This window comes from Streptococcus pluranimalium (assembly GCF_002953735.1).
Lineage (GTDB): Bacteria > Bacillota > Bacilli > Lactobacillales > Streptococcaceae > Streptococcus > Streptococcus pluranimalium.
In genome coordinates, this window is sequence record NZ_CP025536.1 from 1072886 (window position 1) to 1090240 (window position 17355).

Annotated in this window: 16 protein-coding genes and 1 pseudogene; 1 reads left to right on the forward strand and 16 read right to left on the reverse strand. The window is 34.7% G+C overall.

Annotated features, from left to right (window positions below; all coding sequences use genetic code 11):
• Window positions 1-176: 176 nt before the first annotated feature.
• Window positions 177-1526, forward strand: a pseudogene (locus tag C0J00_RS05535) (transposase).
• A 223-nt stretch (window positions 1527-1749) separates the two neighbouring features.
• Here the strand turns inward: C0J00_RS05535 and tagD are convergent.
• The 16 genes from tagD to C0J00_RS05615 all read right to left on the reverse strand — a co-directional run bounded on the left by tagD (window position 1750) and on the right by C0J00_RS05615 (window position 17348).
• Window positions 1750-2142, reverse strand: coding sequence for a glycerol-3-phosphate cytidylyltransferase (tagD, locus tag C0J00_RS05540; protein WP_104967933.1), 393 nt, complete (start codon window positions 2140-2142; stop codon window positions 1750-1752).
• A 15-nt stretch (window positions 2143-2157) separates the two neighbouring features.
• Window positions 2158-3372, reverse strand: a complete 1215-nt coding sequence (locus C0J00_RS05545) for a CDP-glycerol glycerophosphotransferase family protein (protein WP_104967934.1) — start codon at window positions 3370-3372, stop codon at window positions 2158-2160.
• Window positions 3373-3411: 39 nt separating this feature from the next.
• The gene (locus C0J00_RS05550) at window positions 3412-4758 is read right to left on the reverse strand and encodes a lipopolysaccharide biosynthesis protein (protein WP_233995823.1); all 1347 of its coding nucleotides are present in this window, start codon (window positions 4756-4758) and stop codon (window positions 3412-3414) included.
• Window positions 4759-4822: 64 nt separating this feature from the next.
• Window positions 4823-5491: a CatB-related O-acetyltransferase gene (locus tag C0J00_RS05555; protein WP_104967936.1), complete on the reverse strand. Its 669-nt coding sequence runs from the start codon at window positions 5489-5491 to the stop codon at window positions 4823-4825.
• Window positions 5492-5493: 2 nt separating this feature from the next.
• Window positions 5494-6348, reverse strand: a complete 855-nt coding sequence (locus C0J00_RS05560) for an NAD-dependent epimerase/dehydratase family protein (protein WP_104967937.1) — start codon at window positions 6346-6348, stop codon at window positions 5494-5496.
• A gap of 1 nt (window position 6349) precedes the next feature.
• A complete protein-coding gene (gene wzy / locus C0J00_RS05565; protein WP_104967938.1) occupies window positions 6350-7852 on the reverse strand; it encodes an O-antigen polysaccharide polymerase Wzy in 1503 nt (500 codons plus the stop codon).
• Window positions 7845-8978 (reverse strand): glycosyltransferase WbsX family protein, encoded by a 1134-nt coding sequence (locus C0J00_RS05570; protein WP_104967939.1) that lies wholly within the window; start codon window positions 8976-8978, stop codon window positions 7845-7847. The genes wzy and C0J00_RS05570 overlap by 8 nt, the downstream gene beginning before the upstream one ends.
• A complete protein-coding gene (locus C0J00_RS05575; RefSeq protein ID WP_104967940.1) occupies window positions 8975-10090 on the reverse strand; it encodes a glycosyltransferase in 1116 nt (371 codons plus the stop codon). The genes C0J00_RS05570 and C0J00_RS05575 overlap by 4 nt, the downstream gene beginning before the upstream one ends.
• A complete protein-coding gene (locus tag C0J00_RS05580; RefSeq protein WP_104967941.1) occupies window positions 10063-10890 on the reverse strand; it encodes a glycosyltransferase family 2 protein in 828 nt (275 codons plus the stop codon). Before C0J00_RS05580 ends, C0J00_RS05575 begins: the two co-directional genes overlap by 28 nt.
• Complete coding sequence (locus C0J00_RS05585; protein WP_104967942.1) at window positions 10875-11429, reverse strand: acyltransferase; 555 nt, start codon at window positions 11427-11429, stop codon at window positions 10875-10877. Before C0J00_RS05585 ends, C0J00_RS05580 begins: the two co-directional genes overlap by 16 nt.
• Before the next feature lie 13 nt (window positions 11430-11442).
• Window positions 11443-12360, reverse strand: coding sequence for a capsular biosynthesis protein CpsH (locus C0J00_RS05590; protein ID WP_233995824.1), 918 nt, complete (start codon window positions 12358-12360; stop codon window positions 11443-11445).
• Between the two features lie 108 nt (window positions 12361-12468).
• Entirely contained in the window at window positions 12469-13323 is an 855-nt protein-coding gene (locus tag C0J00_RS05595; RefSeq protein ID WP_104967944.1) for an NAD-dependent epimerase/dehydratase family protein, read from the reverse strand.
• Window positions 13320-13925 (reverse strand): sugar transferase, encoded by a 606-nt coding sequence (locus tag C0J00_RS05600; protein WP_104967945.1) that lies wholly within the window; start codon window positions 13923-13925, stop codon window positions 13320-13322. The genes C0J00_RS05595 and C0J00_RS05600 overlap by 4 nt, the downstream gene beginning before the upstream one ends.
• Window positions 13926-14016: 91 nt before the next feature.
• Entirely contained in the window at window positions 14017-15855 is a 1839-nt protein-coding gene (locus C0J00_RS05605) for a polysaccharide biosynthesis protein (RefSeq protein WP_199773954.1), read from the reverse strand.
• A 47-nt stretch (window positions 15856-15902) separates the two neighbouring features.
• The gene (locus C0J00_RS05610) at window positions 15903-16649 is read right to left on the reverse strand and encodes a tyrosine-protein kinase (protein WP_104967946.1); all 747 of its coding nucleotides are present in this window, start codon (window positions 16647-16649) and stop codon (window positions 15903-15905) included.
• A 15-nt stretch (window positions 16650-16664) separates the two neighbouring features.
• Entirely contained in the window at window positions 16665-17348 is a 684-nt protein-coding gene (locus C0J00_RS05615) for a Wzz/FepE/Etk N-terminal domain-containing protein (protein ID WP_104967947.1), read from the reverse strand.
• Window positions 17349-17355 lie beyond the last annotated feature (7 nt).

Sequence of the window (17355 nt, forward strand, 5' to 3'; positions counted from 1 at the left end):
ACTCCTCGATTCTTATTATTGGATGCTTACCAAACATCAACCTTCCAAGAAAATTGGGCTCTATAATTTGTAGTGGGTAAATCCACTGCGGATGTTATAGGGCTTTTTGATTTTATCAAAAAAGTCCCACATGACTTATAATGAAAAGCGTCAAACAACTCATTAGAAAGTGTCATATGGAACTATTTAAGAATATCACAGATTTGATCGGATTGAAAGATAACAATATCACTATTCTTTTGTTTTGAAACACCAAACTCATATTGAAATACGGGCTAAACTTGATTATCTAGTACCTGCTTCTCCTTTTTGTTGTGGAAATATGATCAAATACGATTTTCAAAAACCATCAACCATCCCGATTTTGGATGTTCAAGGCATGCCAACCCTCTTAAAACTCAAGAAACGACGCTTTCAATGCAAAAGCTGTCGTAAGGTTGTCGTTGCACAAAGCCCATTAGTTAAAAGAAACTGCTAAATCTCGCAACCGGTCTGGGCTAAAATCACTCAACTTCTAACTGAGTCCTCAAGCAATGCCGCTATCGCTAGGCAATGTCATGTCTCAGCAACGACTGTCCAAAGACAACTCGAAAACTTCCAAATCAAAGAAACTTTCGATAAGCTACCTGCCGTTCTGTCTTGGGATGAATTTTCAAGAAACAAGGGGTAGCTAGCCTTTATTGCTCAAGATTTTGAGACCAGACAAATCGTCACTGTCCTTGAAGACAATAAGCAAACCACGGTTAAGAACTTCTTCTACACATTCCCCAAAAAAGTTCGAGAAACGGCCAAAGTCGTCACTGTTGACATGTCTGGGAGTTATATACCCATCATCAAGACCCTCGCTATCTTATTTTTAGGCTCAGGTTGAAATAGTCCACTGGACTCTTTCACTCCCAAACGCTCGTATTGTCCTTGATCATTTTCACATCATCCAACACCTAAGTAGGGCTATGATGGCTACGAGAATTGCCATCATGAAGAGCTTTGACACGCAATCACTTCCTTACCATGCTATGAAGAATCACTGGCGAATCTTACAAAAAGAGAGTCGCAAACTATCTCTGGAGACGTTCTATTCAAGGACCTTTAGACAAACCTTCACCCCTCGGTAAGTCGTCAAGAAAACCTTACCTTTCTCTGAGGAACTGCATTTTTACTATGACCTTTATCAACTCTTACTCTTTCACTTTCAAGAGAAACAAGCTAGCCACTTTTTTGACTTGATTGAGGAGCATCTGGAGACTGTGAATAAAGAATTTCAAACGATCTTCAAAACCTTTTTAAGATACAAGGACTATATCATCAACACCTTGGAACTTCCCTATTCTAACGCGAAGCTTGAGGCAACCAACAAACTCATCAAAGATATCAAACGACAAGCTTTTGGATTCAAGAACTTTAAAACTAAAATTTTGATCGCTTTGAATACTAAAAGGGGCAGGGGAGTGACCCTTTTAGGTTGTCTCTCGAAAACCGGAAAGAGACAAATAGAGAGAACCGGAACGATTCTCTCTAGGTGTTAGCTATAAGTCACCCACTACAGTTGACGAAGAGCCAAAAAAAGACGCAGAACAGTACTTGATTTTCATTGAATAAGAATAGCAAGTCGAAAGTGACCATGTCTCAAAGTGAATTCAAAAGGCTGTAATGCTCCCTTTTTGTGCAAGTCACCCGCTACAGTTAACAATGAGCCTTTGATAAGAATTATATCAAGTCTATCTGTTCTTTTTTCTATGTACTTCAAAATTATTTTTTTAAATCATATTTTATCTGACTAGTACTAATCTCAGGAGTTCTATCTAAGTAAACAACTTCTACTCCTTCATCTCGCAAAAAATCAAATTTTCCTTTCCAGTCATTTCCCATGACAAAAGTATCAATATGATATTCATGCATATCCGTTTTCTTTTGTTCCCAGGTAGTCTCAGGAATAACCAAATCAACATAACGAATCGCTTCCACTAAAGATTTACGTTGCTCATAAGAGAAATAACACTTTTTCTGCTTTTCTACCCAATTAAACTCATCCGTAGAAATAACAACAATAAGATAATCTCCTAGTGACTTGGCTCTTTTTAATAAGTTAATATGTCCATAATGAAGCAAATCAAATGTTCCATAAGTGATTACACGTTTCATAATTAATCCTTTCTGTTAAAGACTGATAATATCTTTCCAAAATTCTTCATATGTGGATTGGCGATTGTCATAGAAAAGAGTCATAATTCTTTCATAATCAGAAATACGCTTATCAGTAAAGTAATTTTGATGAACATCATCAATCATATCTAGTAATTCTTCTGAAGTTTCCACCATCAAAGAACTACAATAATCTTCTAAATCAAATAAGAGACCAACATCACCTGTTCTAAATTCTTCAACATCAGGTGTGTACATCACAATTGGAACATTTCGATATACCGCATCAAAAACTGCTGATGAGTAATCCGATACAACTCCGTCTACATGTTCATACAAAACATTGACATCAAAATTTTCATTTAAAAAATATACATTTTTTAGCGACTTAAAATCGGCTGTAGAAAAATTAGAAGCCGAATGCTGTTTTTCAATCCAAAGAATTTGATTTTCTTCAAGATAGTTCACTAATTTTTCATTTGTCAAAGGATGCTGATAATGATTATAAGTACTTCTAAAAGTGGGTAAATAAATGATTTTAGTTTTAAATTGATTTATATCATTTAATACATCCATCTCTTTTGAAAGCAACTCTAGGCATTCAAATGTTCTAGGATATGATGAAATAAAAATATTGTTTCTAGGGCAACGTGAAATTTGATAATTGTCTTCTTTGTTCTTTTCACTTGTTGATAACAAGTAGTAATCTGCCCATCCTCCTCTAGAAAGAAAGGTTTTTAGCCATGAAATACTAGTTTTTTCTGCCAAATGATGGTTTTGCTTTGTTTCGTTGGAAGCCGCTCCAACAGATTTTATGGCAATGCCATGCCAAAGTTGAATGCGTTTTGTTCCATAAGATAGCGAGGTTTCAATATCGGGTTTAAAACGACCATTTTGCAGTACATAAATTGCATTACAGACAATATGGATACCGGCTTTTAGATGCCAGTAAAAACTTTGTCTAGTTCCGCAAAGGTAAACTTCATATCCCATTTCCGATAGTTCTTGTAAAAGTTGCTCACTTCGAGTGACCCAAATGACACGTTTCAATGATAAACGTTTTTTTTCGTGATGAAGATATTGGTACAAAAAACGAGAATTGTCTGCAAACTTTTCTCCCATCCAACTACCAATCAAAATAACCGAGTTGTCCCTGCGAATGAAGACATTCAAAAGACAGACCAAACCATTAAGAAAACCATTTTTTAAATAAGTTATTATCCTTGTCATATTTTATCTTTCTGTTTCAAAATTCTTACTTGCTCAATTTCACTTGAAGCTTTTTACTTGTGCTAAGAGAATCTCACGATTATACCATGCTTCATAAATAACTAAAATGATCGCTATTGCCCAACGCACAAGTGGATTGTCCATAAAGAGGTAAAAAATTGCAACCACGATAACCAGACTGAAAAATGGTCGTGCAAAGTAAGTCATTGGATAGAGATGTGGATTTAACATTTTTGAATATCTAGCATGCAAGAAAAAAGATACTCCATATGAAAACAGTGTCGTAAAAGCTGCTGCAACATAACCATATTTAGGAATAAAGAAATAATTTGTCGCGATGTTACATGATGCTGCAATCAAGGTATAAGAAGTGATATATACCGACTTTTTGTAGTAATGTTCAACATTAACATATAAAGTATAGGCAAAAACCAAAAAATTAGCTAATACAATAGGTGGAACGATGGCAATACCAGACCAGTATTTGCTATCTGCAAGTATTTTTACAATTTCTGGACCAACCAATACTAATCCTGACATCGCTAAAGTCATGAATGTAATATAATACTTCACCTGTTGGTTAATTATTTCAACTTCTCCTTGCTTCAAACGATTTGTAAACCATGGAATCCAAACACCATCTAAACCTGTCGTAATAACAGTTGCCAGCATTCCTAAATTATAGACCAAGCTATAAATTCCAGTTTCACTAGCTGTTCTAAAGGCTGTAATCATCAAACGGTCTGACTGAGAGAGTAAATTGAGAGCAATCCCATGTAGTACCAAGGGAAGCGAAATTTTTAAAGCAAATGTTACATATCTGTTATTCCAAAGGTTTAAACTTTTACGATAAGCTAAGAAAGTCACAAAGATACCAAAAGCTAGTTGCGTTAAAGCCATTGGCAAAATCCTTCCCAAATAAGGGACATCCGAGAAAAGGAATACGACGGCTACTAGAGAAATAATAACCGCAAGTAAATTAGGTACAATCAATAAAAATGTTCTAAATTGATATTCGTATCTCATCATTAGATACATCGAATAATTTTGCAATAAAGCTTGGCCTAACGCATTACCCAACCCCAGTAGAATCAATAAGGGAGACCCAACTCCAAGGCTTATTACCACTAGACTGACCAAGAGACCTATGCAACCATTTAACAAGGTTAAACTGGTTAGGCTAGACATTACATCATCGATTTTCTCTTCGTACTCAATAAAAGCTGAGCGAATACCCATATAAACCGCGCAGCTAATAATCATTGAAACAATCGCAACCCACGATGTATAAGTGTTTACGATACCATAGTCAAATGGACTTAACAATCTACTGAAGATAGGAACGGTAATAAATGAAATTCCTTGATTTAATAATGTTCCTATCATATAATAGGTGCTTATTTTTTTATAATTTATAAGCTGCTTTTCTTCTGTCATTCTCTAGTGTCTCTCACCTTCTCAGTGACTTTTTTATAAATGCTTCAGGTTGATTTGCCAACTCTGCCATCGGTGCTAATTCATCCGGAGTGAGCTCCCACCATTTGGATTTTTCCAATTGTTCCTGAATAGGCTCTGAAAAACGGACACCAATCTGTCGTGCAGGTACCCCTGCAACAATTGTATACGGTTCGACATCATGTGTTACAACCGCTCCTGCACCGATGATGGCTCCACTACCTATATTTTGTACATTCCCAGTAATAATTGCATTAACACCTATCCACACATCGTGTCCTATTGATAACTGTTTTTCGTCATATCGAGTCTCTGTTAACGCCCCAAAATCTTTTTTATAGAACAATGGATAGGTAGAAATATTATCATATGGATGATTTCCAACTAAACGCTGGACACCAGGGGCAATTGAACAATATGCACCAACAGTGACATTAGGACGAAAACCATCAGTAAAACATCCATAACTCCCAATTTGAACATCAATATTTCTGGTTTCTTTAAAAATTCTACGCAAAGTTGTTGAATAGAATTGCCCTCCCTCATATCTATTAATGTATTGATAAAATAATTTACGAGTTAGAGAACTTTTCAAATATAATTTTTTTAATATTTTGTACGCTAACTTACCTCTATAAGTTAGATACTTAGTATCAAATTTCATGGTTATTCTCCAAAATACTCACTATTCTTAGCATCCTTAGACATAATTTCTGTAATTTTATGATTATTTCCCCAGATAGCTTTCGAATCATACGGTCTGTCTGGAAATGCCCCATATTCTAAAGAGATGTCCAACTGATTTTCAGTAATAAAACGTTCTACTCTATCTGCCAGTTTTTCTGGTCTACCAGAACAAATATTGATTGTCCCAGTAACTTCAGATTGTAAAACAGCCGCAGCAACTTGATCACAGAAATCTGAGTAATCGATAAAATCAAATTGATTTAAGCCAAGAGTAAATGGAAATGTTTTTTTCCCTTCTTGTGCTGCCTGATAGAGTTTTGAGAAAATAGACGAGCCTTGAGCTGTATTTGACACAATATAAAAACCACGTAACCATTGCAAATTTTTAGGATTGTTTTTATCTAGGTACTCTGCATCCAATCGCAAAGCATTTTTAGAAATACCGTATAAGCTCAACGGTTTGCATACTGAATCTTCATCGACACTTCCTTCATGAAAACCAACTTCATGCATTGTCCCTAAAACAGCAATTTGTTTCACTGGGCTATCGTATAAGTTTTTTAAAAAAAGGTGATGCTTTGGCAAGTTCAAAATATGACTATCTGCTTGATGTATAAAACCATCCTGCCATGCTAAGTGCAATACCGTATCTGGTTCACCGAAATAGTGATAGGGATCACTAACATCAAATAAATCACACGCTACTTTTGTTGCTCTATCGTCAACCCGACTCGTATCAAAATCAGTCGCGACAACTTCACAACCACGGTTTTGCAACTCTGTTACAATGCCTAAGCCAAGAAAACCATTTGCTCCTGTCACTAATATCTTCATTTTATGACACCTCCTGATTGTCACCTTTATGGTACATGCTCTTGTTGATTAATTCACGAATAAACCAAACTACAATGAGTGGAATTCCTAAGCTAATAAAAGTCACCCTTGGGATAGCATAGAGATCATTACGAACCGAATAAATAAGTTCTCCTAAAATAAAGGAATAAATAAGAAACGAACTACTCTTATGTTTAAAACTATTTTGATGAACTTTTCTTTCAAAGTACCCGAACATCATCCCTATAAAGATGGCGATTATTAGAGATAAATATCCAAAATTGTAATATTGCTCAGCATAGATAGAAGATCCGTAACCAAATAATTTACTTCTATAATAAAGGGGAGACAATGTACTACTTATTGTAAAAGTATAGCGCTCCGTAAATCCAAATCTCAGAAACGCAGGTAATAAAATTAAAACTGCCCCCAAATAGGATTTCCCTGCAAAGAAAGGTAAGCTGTTGGGAACCTTATCAATAACGTTACTCACTGATGTAAATGTAATCCCTGTTTCCCATAATGTTGAATTCAACGGACTACTTTTAAAATAATTTGCTAATCCGTCAGCAATTGATGCATAGTTGTAATCCGTTGTCCCGCGTAACTTGGTCATGACACTAAATACTATTGCCAATGGAAGAGCTAATATAAAAATTTTCTTTAAGGCCTGTTTGGAAAAAGAGTGATGCCAAAAATATTCAATAAGGAAGACAACCATAGCCATCTTTAACAAAATAAATCGCGAACCAGTCAATAAATATATAGAACTATAACCCAACAAAATGAAATAAGGAATCACTCGAGCTCGCTTAGTTTTCAAGGAAATTAATATCATATATAGGCTAGGTAAAAACCATTCTGCTAAATAAGTATCTCTTGATGATATTCCTAAAAGTTGAAAGTAGTTGCTTTCGTGTTCTAAATTTCTTCTAGCCAAATAAGAATAAGTTTTACTTAAATTATACTGTCCTAGAACTTCTTTGAAAGCAGGAATGAAAGAAATAGCAAGAAAAAGCAACCCAACAAAAAGTAAAATTTTATCTGTTGTTTTTTCTTCTCTAGTTATCATTTCTTGAGAATAGCTCTCCTGTTTATTGACAATGATATAGCCAAATGTCAATAAAATAAGGAATAATATAATAAAAAATGAAGCATTAATAATACTGCTATCTGCTAAAAGACCGTCTAGTATATGATAATCTTGATTTTGAAATAAATAATCTCTATCAAACATTGCAATAAAATGTTGTCCGTATGAGAAAGGTATTGTCAATAGTAAAAAGATATGAATAAATTTGACATTCTTATACAGTATCTTTAAGGTCAAAAAAATTTGACTATAAGCAATTATCACAAAGGCAAACGAAATAATTAACTTTTCTTCTAAACTCAGTGGCAAGATATTCACTACAATATTGATAACAATCCCTGAAAAGACCGTAATAAGTAGTAACCATGCACTTACTGGTAGAGAGAGAGTAATTTTGTTATGATTATGCATCTTTTAAACTTTCCCTCAATCCCTCTAAATAAGCATAACGGTTCTCTTCATCAGGCTCTAAGTATCCACCTTCTGCCCACTCATTCCAAGCAAAAATAAATATCATGTCATTTGAATAAGTTTCTTTCACGTTTTTAACCTGTTCTGCCATATAATGTTGGAATTTTTCTGGTGTCGATCCTAGGCAGACACGCCCTCTTCCCCCTCTTCTTGGGGTGTTGTCCCAGTCAACAAACATACCCGCAACTGATTTTTCATCTTCACCATGACGATTAATGATTGCCTGACAAAGCTCATCATAATCTTCAAAACTTGTACCCGATTTAGTCAAATTAGCAGCAATATTGGTCCCAAATGTCTTATCAATCTTTGAAGCAGTACTTCGTATAGCTGTTTTAACGGACAATAGCTTACTTGTCATACCACCAGCATTCTTCTGGGCGTCATATCTGGCATAACCAGGTTGATACTCGATGCGATAAGTGAAACGACTTTCATCTTTATTTTCCAAAAGATAATAAGAAACCTGCTGGTAGGCAAAACACAAACCTGGGAAACCAGCTTCAATTGCCAAACCCTGCCAATAGTCAAGCATATCATTCAGACAATCCACAATCTCCGGACGATAAAGGACTAACAAAGGCTTACCATCAAATGTAATATAATTTTTGTCATTAAAAAATTGCAATAAGTAGTCGAAATGAGCCTTCCATTCTTTCTCATCACCATAGCGTTGTGCAATCAAGGTTTTAGCATCTTCATCAGATTTCCAAGCATTGGTCCAAGGCTCGTTTGCCCAACAAATAGAATAAGGGAAATTGATATTTTCATTTTTTAACATCATTTCCATTGGTTTTTCAAGCAACATGTGTCCATCAAACCAATAATGATAAAAACAGAACCCATATAAACCGTATTCTTGAGCTAGCTTGACCTGCCACTCCATCGTTTTTTCATCCAAGAGATCGTAATAGTTATTATCCAAAGGAATACGGGGCTGTTGATGACCTTCAAATAAAGGCTTGGCTGCCTTCATATTTGTCCATTCTGTAAATCCCTTGCCCCACCACTCGTCATTCTCAGGAATAGCATGGAATTGAGGAAGGTAAAAAGCAATCGTCTTCATTTATTTTTCTCCATTTTTGAAATTAATTCTAGCCAAGAGGAAATAATTGCATCATTATCCCAGTTGATAATTGTCTCTTTAGCCGCTTCTTTGTATCGATTCTTCGAAGAACTATCTAATTGTATATATTGGCAAATGCATTCGGCATACGCCTCCAAATCAAAGGGTTCCACTAAGTAACCATTTTGATTATTTGAAATCATATCACGTGGTCCACTAGGGCAATCAAATGAAAGGCAAGGAACGCCGAAGGACATTGCTTCAAGTAAAACCATACCAAATCCTTCCATCTTTGACGTAAAAGCAAAAAGCTCTGCATTCTTATAGTAATCTGCAATTCTAGTCGTGTGAGGAATCATTTCAACATTGGTTAAGCCTCTCGTTTGAATGTAAGCTTTAAGGCTTTCTTCTTCTTCTCCGCTGCCAATAATCTGTAATTTCCACTCATGACCCGGCAATTTCTCATTAACCTTTTCCCAAATTTGAAGTAAAAGGAGTTGCTGTTTATCACTAGTCAGACGTCCTACATTAATAATCGTTTTGGTATCTTCTGGCTGAGTGAGGCTGGGAGCAAATGTCGTCAGATGTGGCATATAAAATGATTGATACCCTAAATCTTGATAAATATTGGTATCCATTGTAGTTGGCACAGAAATTGCTTGTAAGCGTGGGTATAAATACTGCTTAACAAGTCTATAAATCTTATTGTAAGCATAATAAGATGCATGTTCTGACGCTATCAACTTATTACGATAGTATTTTTTTGAAAGGTAAATCTCTAAACCATTCATCGGAAATGCTGTATAAATGACATCAAAAGTATGATTTTTGAAGTATCTTCGCAATGCTCGAACTGATTTAATAGCATTTACCGGAACACTTAGGATACGTCTAAACCGAGACGTCATATCCATCTCTAAAGGAACATGTAAAGAGTCCAGAGTAATACGTTGATTCAATTGATAGGCGGAAATCGGCTCATCTTTCACTAATATCGTAATGTCATAGTAGTTACAAAGGTGATTCGAAAGATTGGCAATGACCCTCTCAATCCCACCAAATGCATTCATGCTGTTAAAATATATTAAGAGTTTTTTGTCTGTCTTATCCAAGATATGAGAATTCTCCTTAAATACTTTACTCTGGCAAATATTATGATGAAATAATAAAATTGTTTTGAAATTATATTATTATCATATAATTCCTTAAAATTTTGCAAGTTTCCTTGGTGCATTGCTTTCATATTTGCTGAAAGCCCTGAAGCACCGAAACCTCGTTTTCCCCTTGCATAGAAAACAACCTGACCAGGTTGATAGTAGCAATTATATAAATTACAAATTTTTAAAAAATATTGACCGTCTTCAGCATAACTTCTTGTTACATCGTATCCACCTATTTCTTCAAACACTCTACTTTGAAAAATTGCAGTTGAAGGTTGAGGAAAGTTTACAATACAAATCTCCTCAACTTTTGCTCTATGCAAACCTGTGATTTTTCTCCCTAAAATTGAGATTGGTTTCGGTTGAAAATCACCACCAAGTAAAAAAATTTCTGGATGAGCCTGTAAAATAGCTACCTGTCTCTCGATTTTATCTTCAAACCATTCATCATCAGAATCAAGTAAAGCTATCCACTTCCCTTGAGCCTCAGACATTCCCTTATTTCTTGCTGAGGATACACCACCATTGTTTTGGTTAATAAGGCTAATTGGAAGGCTGGGGAAGTTTTGGCTATACTGCTCAATAATTTGGCTTGTTTGGTCAGTGGAACCATCATTCACAACTATTATTTCCTTGATATATTCAAATTTAGTTTGTTTCCTGATTGATTCCAAGGCTCTTTCTATTGACTCTTCCCCATTATAAACTGGAATAACTACTGAAATAGATGCCAGATCTACTGCTTTATCCATTCTTGTGTTTCCTCATCATACTTTCTAACGATCCTAGCTGGACTTCCAGCGATTACTGAGTAATCTGGAAAATCTCCTATTACTACCGAGTTACTACCAACTATACATTGTTTTCCAAGCTTTGCACCAGCTTGAATGGTTGCACCAAAACCAATAAAACAATTCTCGCCGATTATAGTTTCTTGAAAGACGAGATCTTGTTCTAAAATATGGACGCCGATTTTTTTATAATCGTGATTAACGTTGGTAATAAAAACATTTCCAGAAATGGTTGTTGATTTTCCAATATTTAAATCAGAATTTGCAGATACTATATGAAAATTTTGACCTATTGAGCAGTTATCGCCGATTATAATACGACCCCCATCATAAGTTTCCATCCGGTTGCCTGGAAAAATTCTGACACGATTTCCAATGGCAATATTCTTGGTTCCTACTAGTGAAATTGAAGAGGCTAAATAAGAAGATTGACCAACTTGGGCAAAAAAGGGTTTGCGGAATTGTAATCTTAACCACCACCATAATTTCTGTAGTTTCATTGTCTCACCTTAATTATTTTAGAACATCGAGAACCCATTGCCTAAGACTATATTTATCATAAATCTCGGTAGACAAAGGTTCATAAGTAGTTTCAAAAAACTCAGGATCAATTGTAATATCATCACGACCAATAACACAGATATTAGTTGGATTATAAAAATCATATTCTTTGATAGCTGCATTCGTTGTGATGATTTTTTTATTCATCCCAATCATTTCAATTGTACGCATGGTTAAACCAGTTTGTTTTGGATGCTGAATATCCAAAACGGCTTTAGATTCATCTACTATCTCGGCAATATCAGAACTGGATAATTTGATAAAATCAAAATCAGACGCTTTAGTTCCACGAAATTCTGCCTTGGTTAAGCAATAAAAAGAATAAATAAAGCGACTTTGTAAAAAATTAAAAAAATAGTAGGATTTCCGATTAGCCTCTAGAAATGCTTGGACTTGTTTAATGATTTTATATCGATCCGAGTGAATAGTTCCTAGGAAACTCACATCATACCGATAAGTTACTTTACTATCAAAAGTTCTTTTAAAATCATCTGCAAAAAACAACGGTCTAAAAAAGATATCCTTATGAGATTTACTATCTGCCAAATCAAAACTATAAACTTTATCAAAATAAGGTAATTTTTTTCTAATATCAACGACATTTGATAACGAATCCCACATATAGAGGGTAAAGATAGACTTTGGAAAGGCTAAACGATAGGCTTCAAGGATATGTTCCGTCGGCATCTCACATTTGAGAAAAAAGACATAATCAAAAGCTATATTTTTAACTTCATTTAAAATATTAAAAAAATAGTCCTCTGTTTGTCGTGATAAGATATTTGGATTTATCTTCAGCAAAGCCTTTTGATAATTTTTTTCAATTGGACGTTCATTATAGTAGCTAACATCGGCTCCAAGGTCAATCATTTTATCGCGTATTTTTAATTCATATCCAAAAAAAGCAGGACAGAAAAAAAGGATTTTTTTTCCTAATAAAGGCTTATCGTGCATTTTTACTTCCTATGTTATTTGCGCTTAAATCAATTCTTTTTCCGAAAGATGGACTGAGGTTTCAAAATCAGTTATTTGATAGTTAAAATTATACTGGGAAAGATTCTGATTATAGACCAAACTTCCAAACAATTTATTGATTTGAGTGACATTATTGAATGACTTTATCATTGGATTGAATAAGGAAACTAATAAAGTTCTTTTGCCATTGACTTGACGAATGATTTTAACTAGTTCGCTTGTGTTCACATATTCCTTGTTTTGTGGGAAATATATCCCTGATAATGATAAATCTATCGATTTTCGTACAAACTCAAGTAGATTATCAATGTATATCATACTTCTTTGATTAGATATTTTTGGAAATAATAATGTAAACTTAGAGAGTTTGGAAAGTCTTGCGTAATTTCCAGTCGCATTTGGTCCATACACCATTGGCGGCCTGATGATAACCATAGCAAAACTCTCTGTTTCTAACTTCTTCAATCCTTCTTCTGCAGCTAACTTACTTTTTCCATAGTATGTTGACGGATTTTCAACAGTGCTCTTCGTAATAATTTCTTGTTCATGGCCATAAACACTCATGCTACTAAGAAAAATAAACTGCCCTACACCAGCACTTTTTGCCAATGTTGCTAATTCAATTGGCAAATCCCTATTAACTTTATCATAAAGGGTTGGGTCCATCTTTTTTTCATTTTTATGTACAATAGCTGCGACATGAAAAATGGAATCATAATTCGAAAAATCAAACTCTCTCCATTTCGGATCAATCATATCCAACGTATCAACATGGTAATCATTCTCCGATTGCTCAAGCCATTTTTCGAAAGATGTGCCAATATAAGAATTAGCACCGGTAATTAAAACTTTTTTCATTTATTTTTCCCATTCTGTCCTGTGCCGCCTTCAACTACACCATCACTTTTTAAAACACTAATAAAAGTTCCGATAAAGCATTTGACATCCATGGCGAAATTTAAATGGTCAACATAATAACCATCTAACTTAGCTTTTTCATCAATTTCTAGTTCATCACGGCCATTAATTTGAGCCCAACCAGTTAGTCCTGGCCTTATATCATTTGCATTGTATTTATCGCGTTGCTCAATCAAATCATATTGATTCCATAATGCTGGACGTGGTCCTACAATTGCCATTTCACCCTTTAAAATATTAAATAACTGTGGAAGTTCATCTAAACTTGTCTTTCTAAGGAATTTTCCAATTTTAGTAATCATTGCACTTGGATCTTTCAACAAATGCGTCGGCATATCAGCTGGAGTATCAGTATACATGCTTCGGTACTTATATATCATAAAATATTTTTTATCTTTACCGAAACGTTTTTGTTTAAACAAAACAGGACCTTTTGAATCAAGTTTGATAAAAAGTGCAAGTAACAACATTACTGGACTTAAAATAATGATCGCTATCAAAGATAAAATGATAGCCATTAAACGTTTAATAATTGGATACACAACAACCTCCCGTATTTCCCTTTACATAACCCAATAAATCATGTCGGATTATGTAAAAGGGGTAAATGAGACATTTACCATTTTTAAGATTCTAATCTTGTTTGGCATAAGAAATCAAAGTGTTTTTTAAAGTTTTTTCATCTAAATGTTCCAACTTCGAAATAAAATTCAGTACTTCTTCTCTTTCTTTTACTTCTACCTTACCAACAAAAATTTTCTCATAAATTTGCTCACTGACCCGCTCCTCTGTAGATAAGAGTTCCTCGTAGAGTTTTTCTCCAGGTCTTATTCCGGCTTCCACTATACCAATTTCATCTTCTTTATAGCCACTAAGCTTAATCATTTTTTTGGCAAGTTCTAAAATTTGAACAGGTTCGCCCATGTCAAGAACAAAAATCTCGCCACCTTTAGCCAAATGACCCGCTTGAATAACTAAGCGACTTGCTTCAGGAATGGTCATGAAGTAACGTGTCATCCGAAAATCTGTGACAGTGATAGGTCCTCCTTTAGTAATCTGTTCTTTAAATAGTGGAACAACAGAACCACGACTTCCTAAGACATTACCAAAACGAACAGCTGCAAATTGCGTCCTTCCTGGTTCATTCAAACTTGTAACAATCATTTCTGCTACGCGTTTTGTGGCCCCCATAACATTTGGTGGATTAACTGCTTTATCAGTTGAGACCATAATAAATTTGCCAATGTTTGCATTTTTAGCAGCTTCAGCAACATTTCTAGTCCCTAAAATATTATTTTTAACAGCTTCTTTAGGATTATACTCCATCAAAGGAACATGTTTATGAGCTGCTGCATGATAAACGATATCAGGGCTATAAGTAGCCATAATATCGAAAATTAATTCTCGATCTTGAATATCAGCAATCAATGGAACAATGTCAATTTTTCCCTTATAGATACCTGTCAACTCACGATTAATGAGATAAATCGAATTCTCACCATGTCCTAGGAGTAATAGCTTTTCTGGAGAAAATTTAGCAACCTGTCGACAAATTTCGGAACCTATAGACCCGCCAGCACCTGTCACTAAAACTGTTTTTCCAGTAAAATATTGATTCAGACTTGATTGGTCCAGTACCACTTCTTTTCGACCTAAAAGATCAGCAATATCTATTTCTTTTAAGGTTTTGGAAGAAATATTACCTAAGATAGTGTCTTCAATTCCAGGAACTTCCATCAACTTAATATCTAAATCGTTTGTTAAATCAAGAATTTTTTCTCGTTCAGAACCATTTAAAGATGGAATAGCTAATACAATTTGTTTAATCTCAAAAACTTTTACTAATCTAACAAGATCGTTCCTGTCCCCCAATACTTTGACACCATTGATGATGGTACCTTGTTTATAAGGATCATCATCAATCACTCCAATAAGATCGATGTCCGTTTGGCTTTTTCTAACTAATTCGATAAAAATTCGACCTGCTTTTCCACCACCATAAACAATTGTTTTGACATACTCAGCCGATGGATTTTTTTTCTGCAATCTTTCATCGTTTATTAATCGCCATAAAATACGAGGTGTAAACACAAAAACGGTAGAGAAAATGAACGAAAGAAACGGGAAACGATATTTCAATATATCAATTGGAAATAGGTTGACACATATAAATAACAATAAATGCGAATAGAGTAAAGATATTGATATATTAATAAAGGTCTTATAATCGGTGTACCTTGTTAAAATAGAAAATAGCCCTGACTGAAAACTGATAACGAGATAAGTGAGACTAACAATTGAAAATACAATAGCATGTGTTTGTGAAAATATTTGATTTGAGTCTTGAAGAATCCAAAAAGTAAAAAGTGCACTGACAAAAATCATCAATAAATCAGTTATAATTAACGTCAGCCTCTTTACACTTCTATTGATGCGACTCAACCTATATCCTATTTTTTGTAATATCCCCATAATTTCCCCAAAAAACTAACTCATACGTAATAATCTAAATACCAATATTATTTTGATACACGTGTTCTTGTTTTTTTAGACAATACTTCTTTACTTTTTTTGCCATAATTCCCATATGAACCATAACCCCCATAGCTGCCGTATGATCCATAGCTATCTTTAGTTAAGTCAACTTTGTTTAAGATGACACCGAGGAATGGTGTGCCACTTTGAGTTAGTTGTTCAACGGCTTTCTGGATAAAGCGTCGCTTAATAGAGCCGTTTTCAACGACTAACAAGCTAGCATCACACTGGTTGGCAATAATAGCTGCATCAATGACAAGACCAATTGGTGGTGAGTCAACAATGATAAAATCAAAAACTTCACGAGCTTTTTTTAGAAGTTGATCAAAATAACGATTTTGCAACAATGATGTTGGGTTTGGTGACATTTGTCCAGATGGAATCACTAGTAAATTTTCAATATCTGTTTCACAAAAGACTTCATTAAGTCTAACATTACCAGTCAAGTAGCTTGTTAAGCCTTCATACTTTTCACGGGCAACAAAGGTACCAGTCATGACAGAATTTCGAATATCTGCATCAATTAAGAGTGTTTTAAATCCTGCATTTGCAAAAGAGACTGCCAAACTGGTTGATGTTGTTGATTTCCCTTCATTAGGTTGAACTGATGAAACAACAATCGTTTTAAGATCACTTCCAGAAAATTGGATATTTGTCCGAATTGAGTTGAAGTACTCTTCTGTCTTAGATATGTCAAGCTTTCGCTTACTATTTAGTTCTAACTTAGCCATTTATCTGCATTCTCCTTATAAACGTTTCGAATCTGGTACAATACCAAGCAATGTCATTTTTAACTGATCTTCAATATCTTCTGGACTCTTAACTCGATCATCTAAAACTTCGATGAGTAAAATAGCTATAGTACTTAGCATTAAACCAACAGCAAATCCCAGCAAAAGATTACGTTTTGTATTTGGTGTTGCAGGTGATTTAGCAGGCTTTGCAGCCTCAATGGTCGTCACGTCTTGGACATTCGTCACTTCTTTGATTTTTTCTGAAGCTACTTCACGTAAAGCATTTGCCAAGTCACTAGCTTTAGTAGCGTTCTCATCCATAACGTTAATGGAAATGACACGTGTCTCTGTAGGAATATCTACAGACATTTTTCCAGCTAGTTCTGACGGAGAAATGGTCAACCCTTCTCTTTCAATCACTTGACTCAAGACATCTTGTGAACCAATGATTTCCTTGTAGTCATTGACAAGATAACCTCCAGCTTGAATATCTTGAACTGTTAGATTTTCAGCACCTGAAGATTGGTTAACAACATAAAGGCGTGTCGTTGATTTATACTCAGGTGTAATGACAAAGACACTGACCAATAATCCAATAGTTGCTCCGATTAAAGCAACCAGTAAAATCAAGAACTTACGATTCCATAATTTTTTCAATAATTGTAAAACATCAATTTCTAAAGTTGAATTTTGCATTTTTTCT

What these genes read in the sequence shown, in the direction of transcription:
- C0J00_RS05545 (WP_104967934.1), bottom strand. Translation starts at nt 3,372, where the DNA reads ATGACAAGGATAATAACTTATTTAAAAAATGGTTTTCTTAATGGTTTG.
- C0J00_RS05590 (WP_233995824.1), bottom strand. Translation starts at nt 12,360, where the DNA reads ATGATTGACCTTGGAGCCGATGTTAGCTACTATAATGAACGTCCAATT.
- C0J00_RS05570 (WP_104967939.1), bottom strand. Translation starts at nt 8,978, where the DNA reads ATGAAGACGATTGCTTTTTACCTTCCTCAATTCCATGCTATTCCTGAG.
- C0J00_RS05555 (WP_104967936.1), bottom strand. Translation starts at nt 5,491, where the DNA reads ATGAAATTTGATACTAAGTATCTAACTTATAGAGGTAAGTTAGCGTAC.
- C0J00_RS05595 (WP_104967944.1), bottom strand. Translation starts at nt 13,323, where the DNA reads ATGAAAAAAGTTTTAATTACCGGTGCTAATTCTTATATTGGCACATCT.
- C0J00_RS05560 (WP_104967937.1), bottom strand. Translation starts at nt 6,348, where the DNA reads ATGAAGATATTAGTGACAGGAGCAAATGGTTTTCTTGGCTTAGGCATT.
- C0J00_RS05580 (WP_104967941.1), bottom strand. Translation starts at nt 10,890, where the DNA reads ATGGATAAAGCAGTAGATCTGGCATCTATTTCAGTAGTTATTCCAGTT.
- wzy (WP_104967938.1), bottom strand. Translation starts at nt 7,852, where the DNA reads ATGCATAATCATAACAAAATTACTCTCTCTCTACCAGTAAGTGCATGG.
- C0J00_RS05605 (WP_199773954.1), bottom strand. Translation starts at nt 15,855, where the DNA reads ATGGGGATATTACAAAAAATAGGATATAGGTTGAGTCGCATCAATAGA.
- C0J00_RS05610 (WP_104967946.1), bottom strand. Translation starts at nt 16,649, where the DNA reads ATGGCTAAGTTAGAACTAAATAGTAAGCGAAAGCTTGACATATCTAAG.
- tagD (WP_104967933.1), bottom strand. Translation starts at nt 2,142, where the DNA reads ATGAAACGTGTAATCACTTATGGAACATTTGATTTGCTTCATTATGGA.
- C0J00_RS05550 (WP_233995823.1), bottom strand. Translation starts at nt 4,758, where the DNA reads ATGATAGGAACATTATTAAATCAAGGAATTTCATTTATTACCGTTCCT.
- C0J00_RS05585 (WP_104967942.1), bottom strand. Translation starts at nt 11,429, where the DNA reads ATGAAACTACAGAAATTATGGTGGTGGTTAAGATTACAATTCCGCAAA.
- C0J00_RS05615 (WP_104967947.1), bottom strand. Translation starts at nt 17,348, where the DNA reads ATGCAAAATTCAACTTTAGAAATTGATGTTTTACAATTATTGAAAAAA.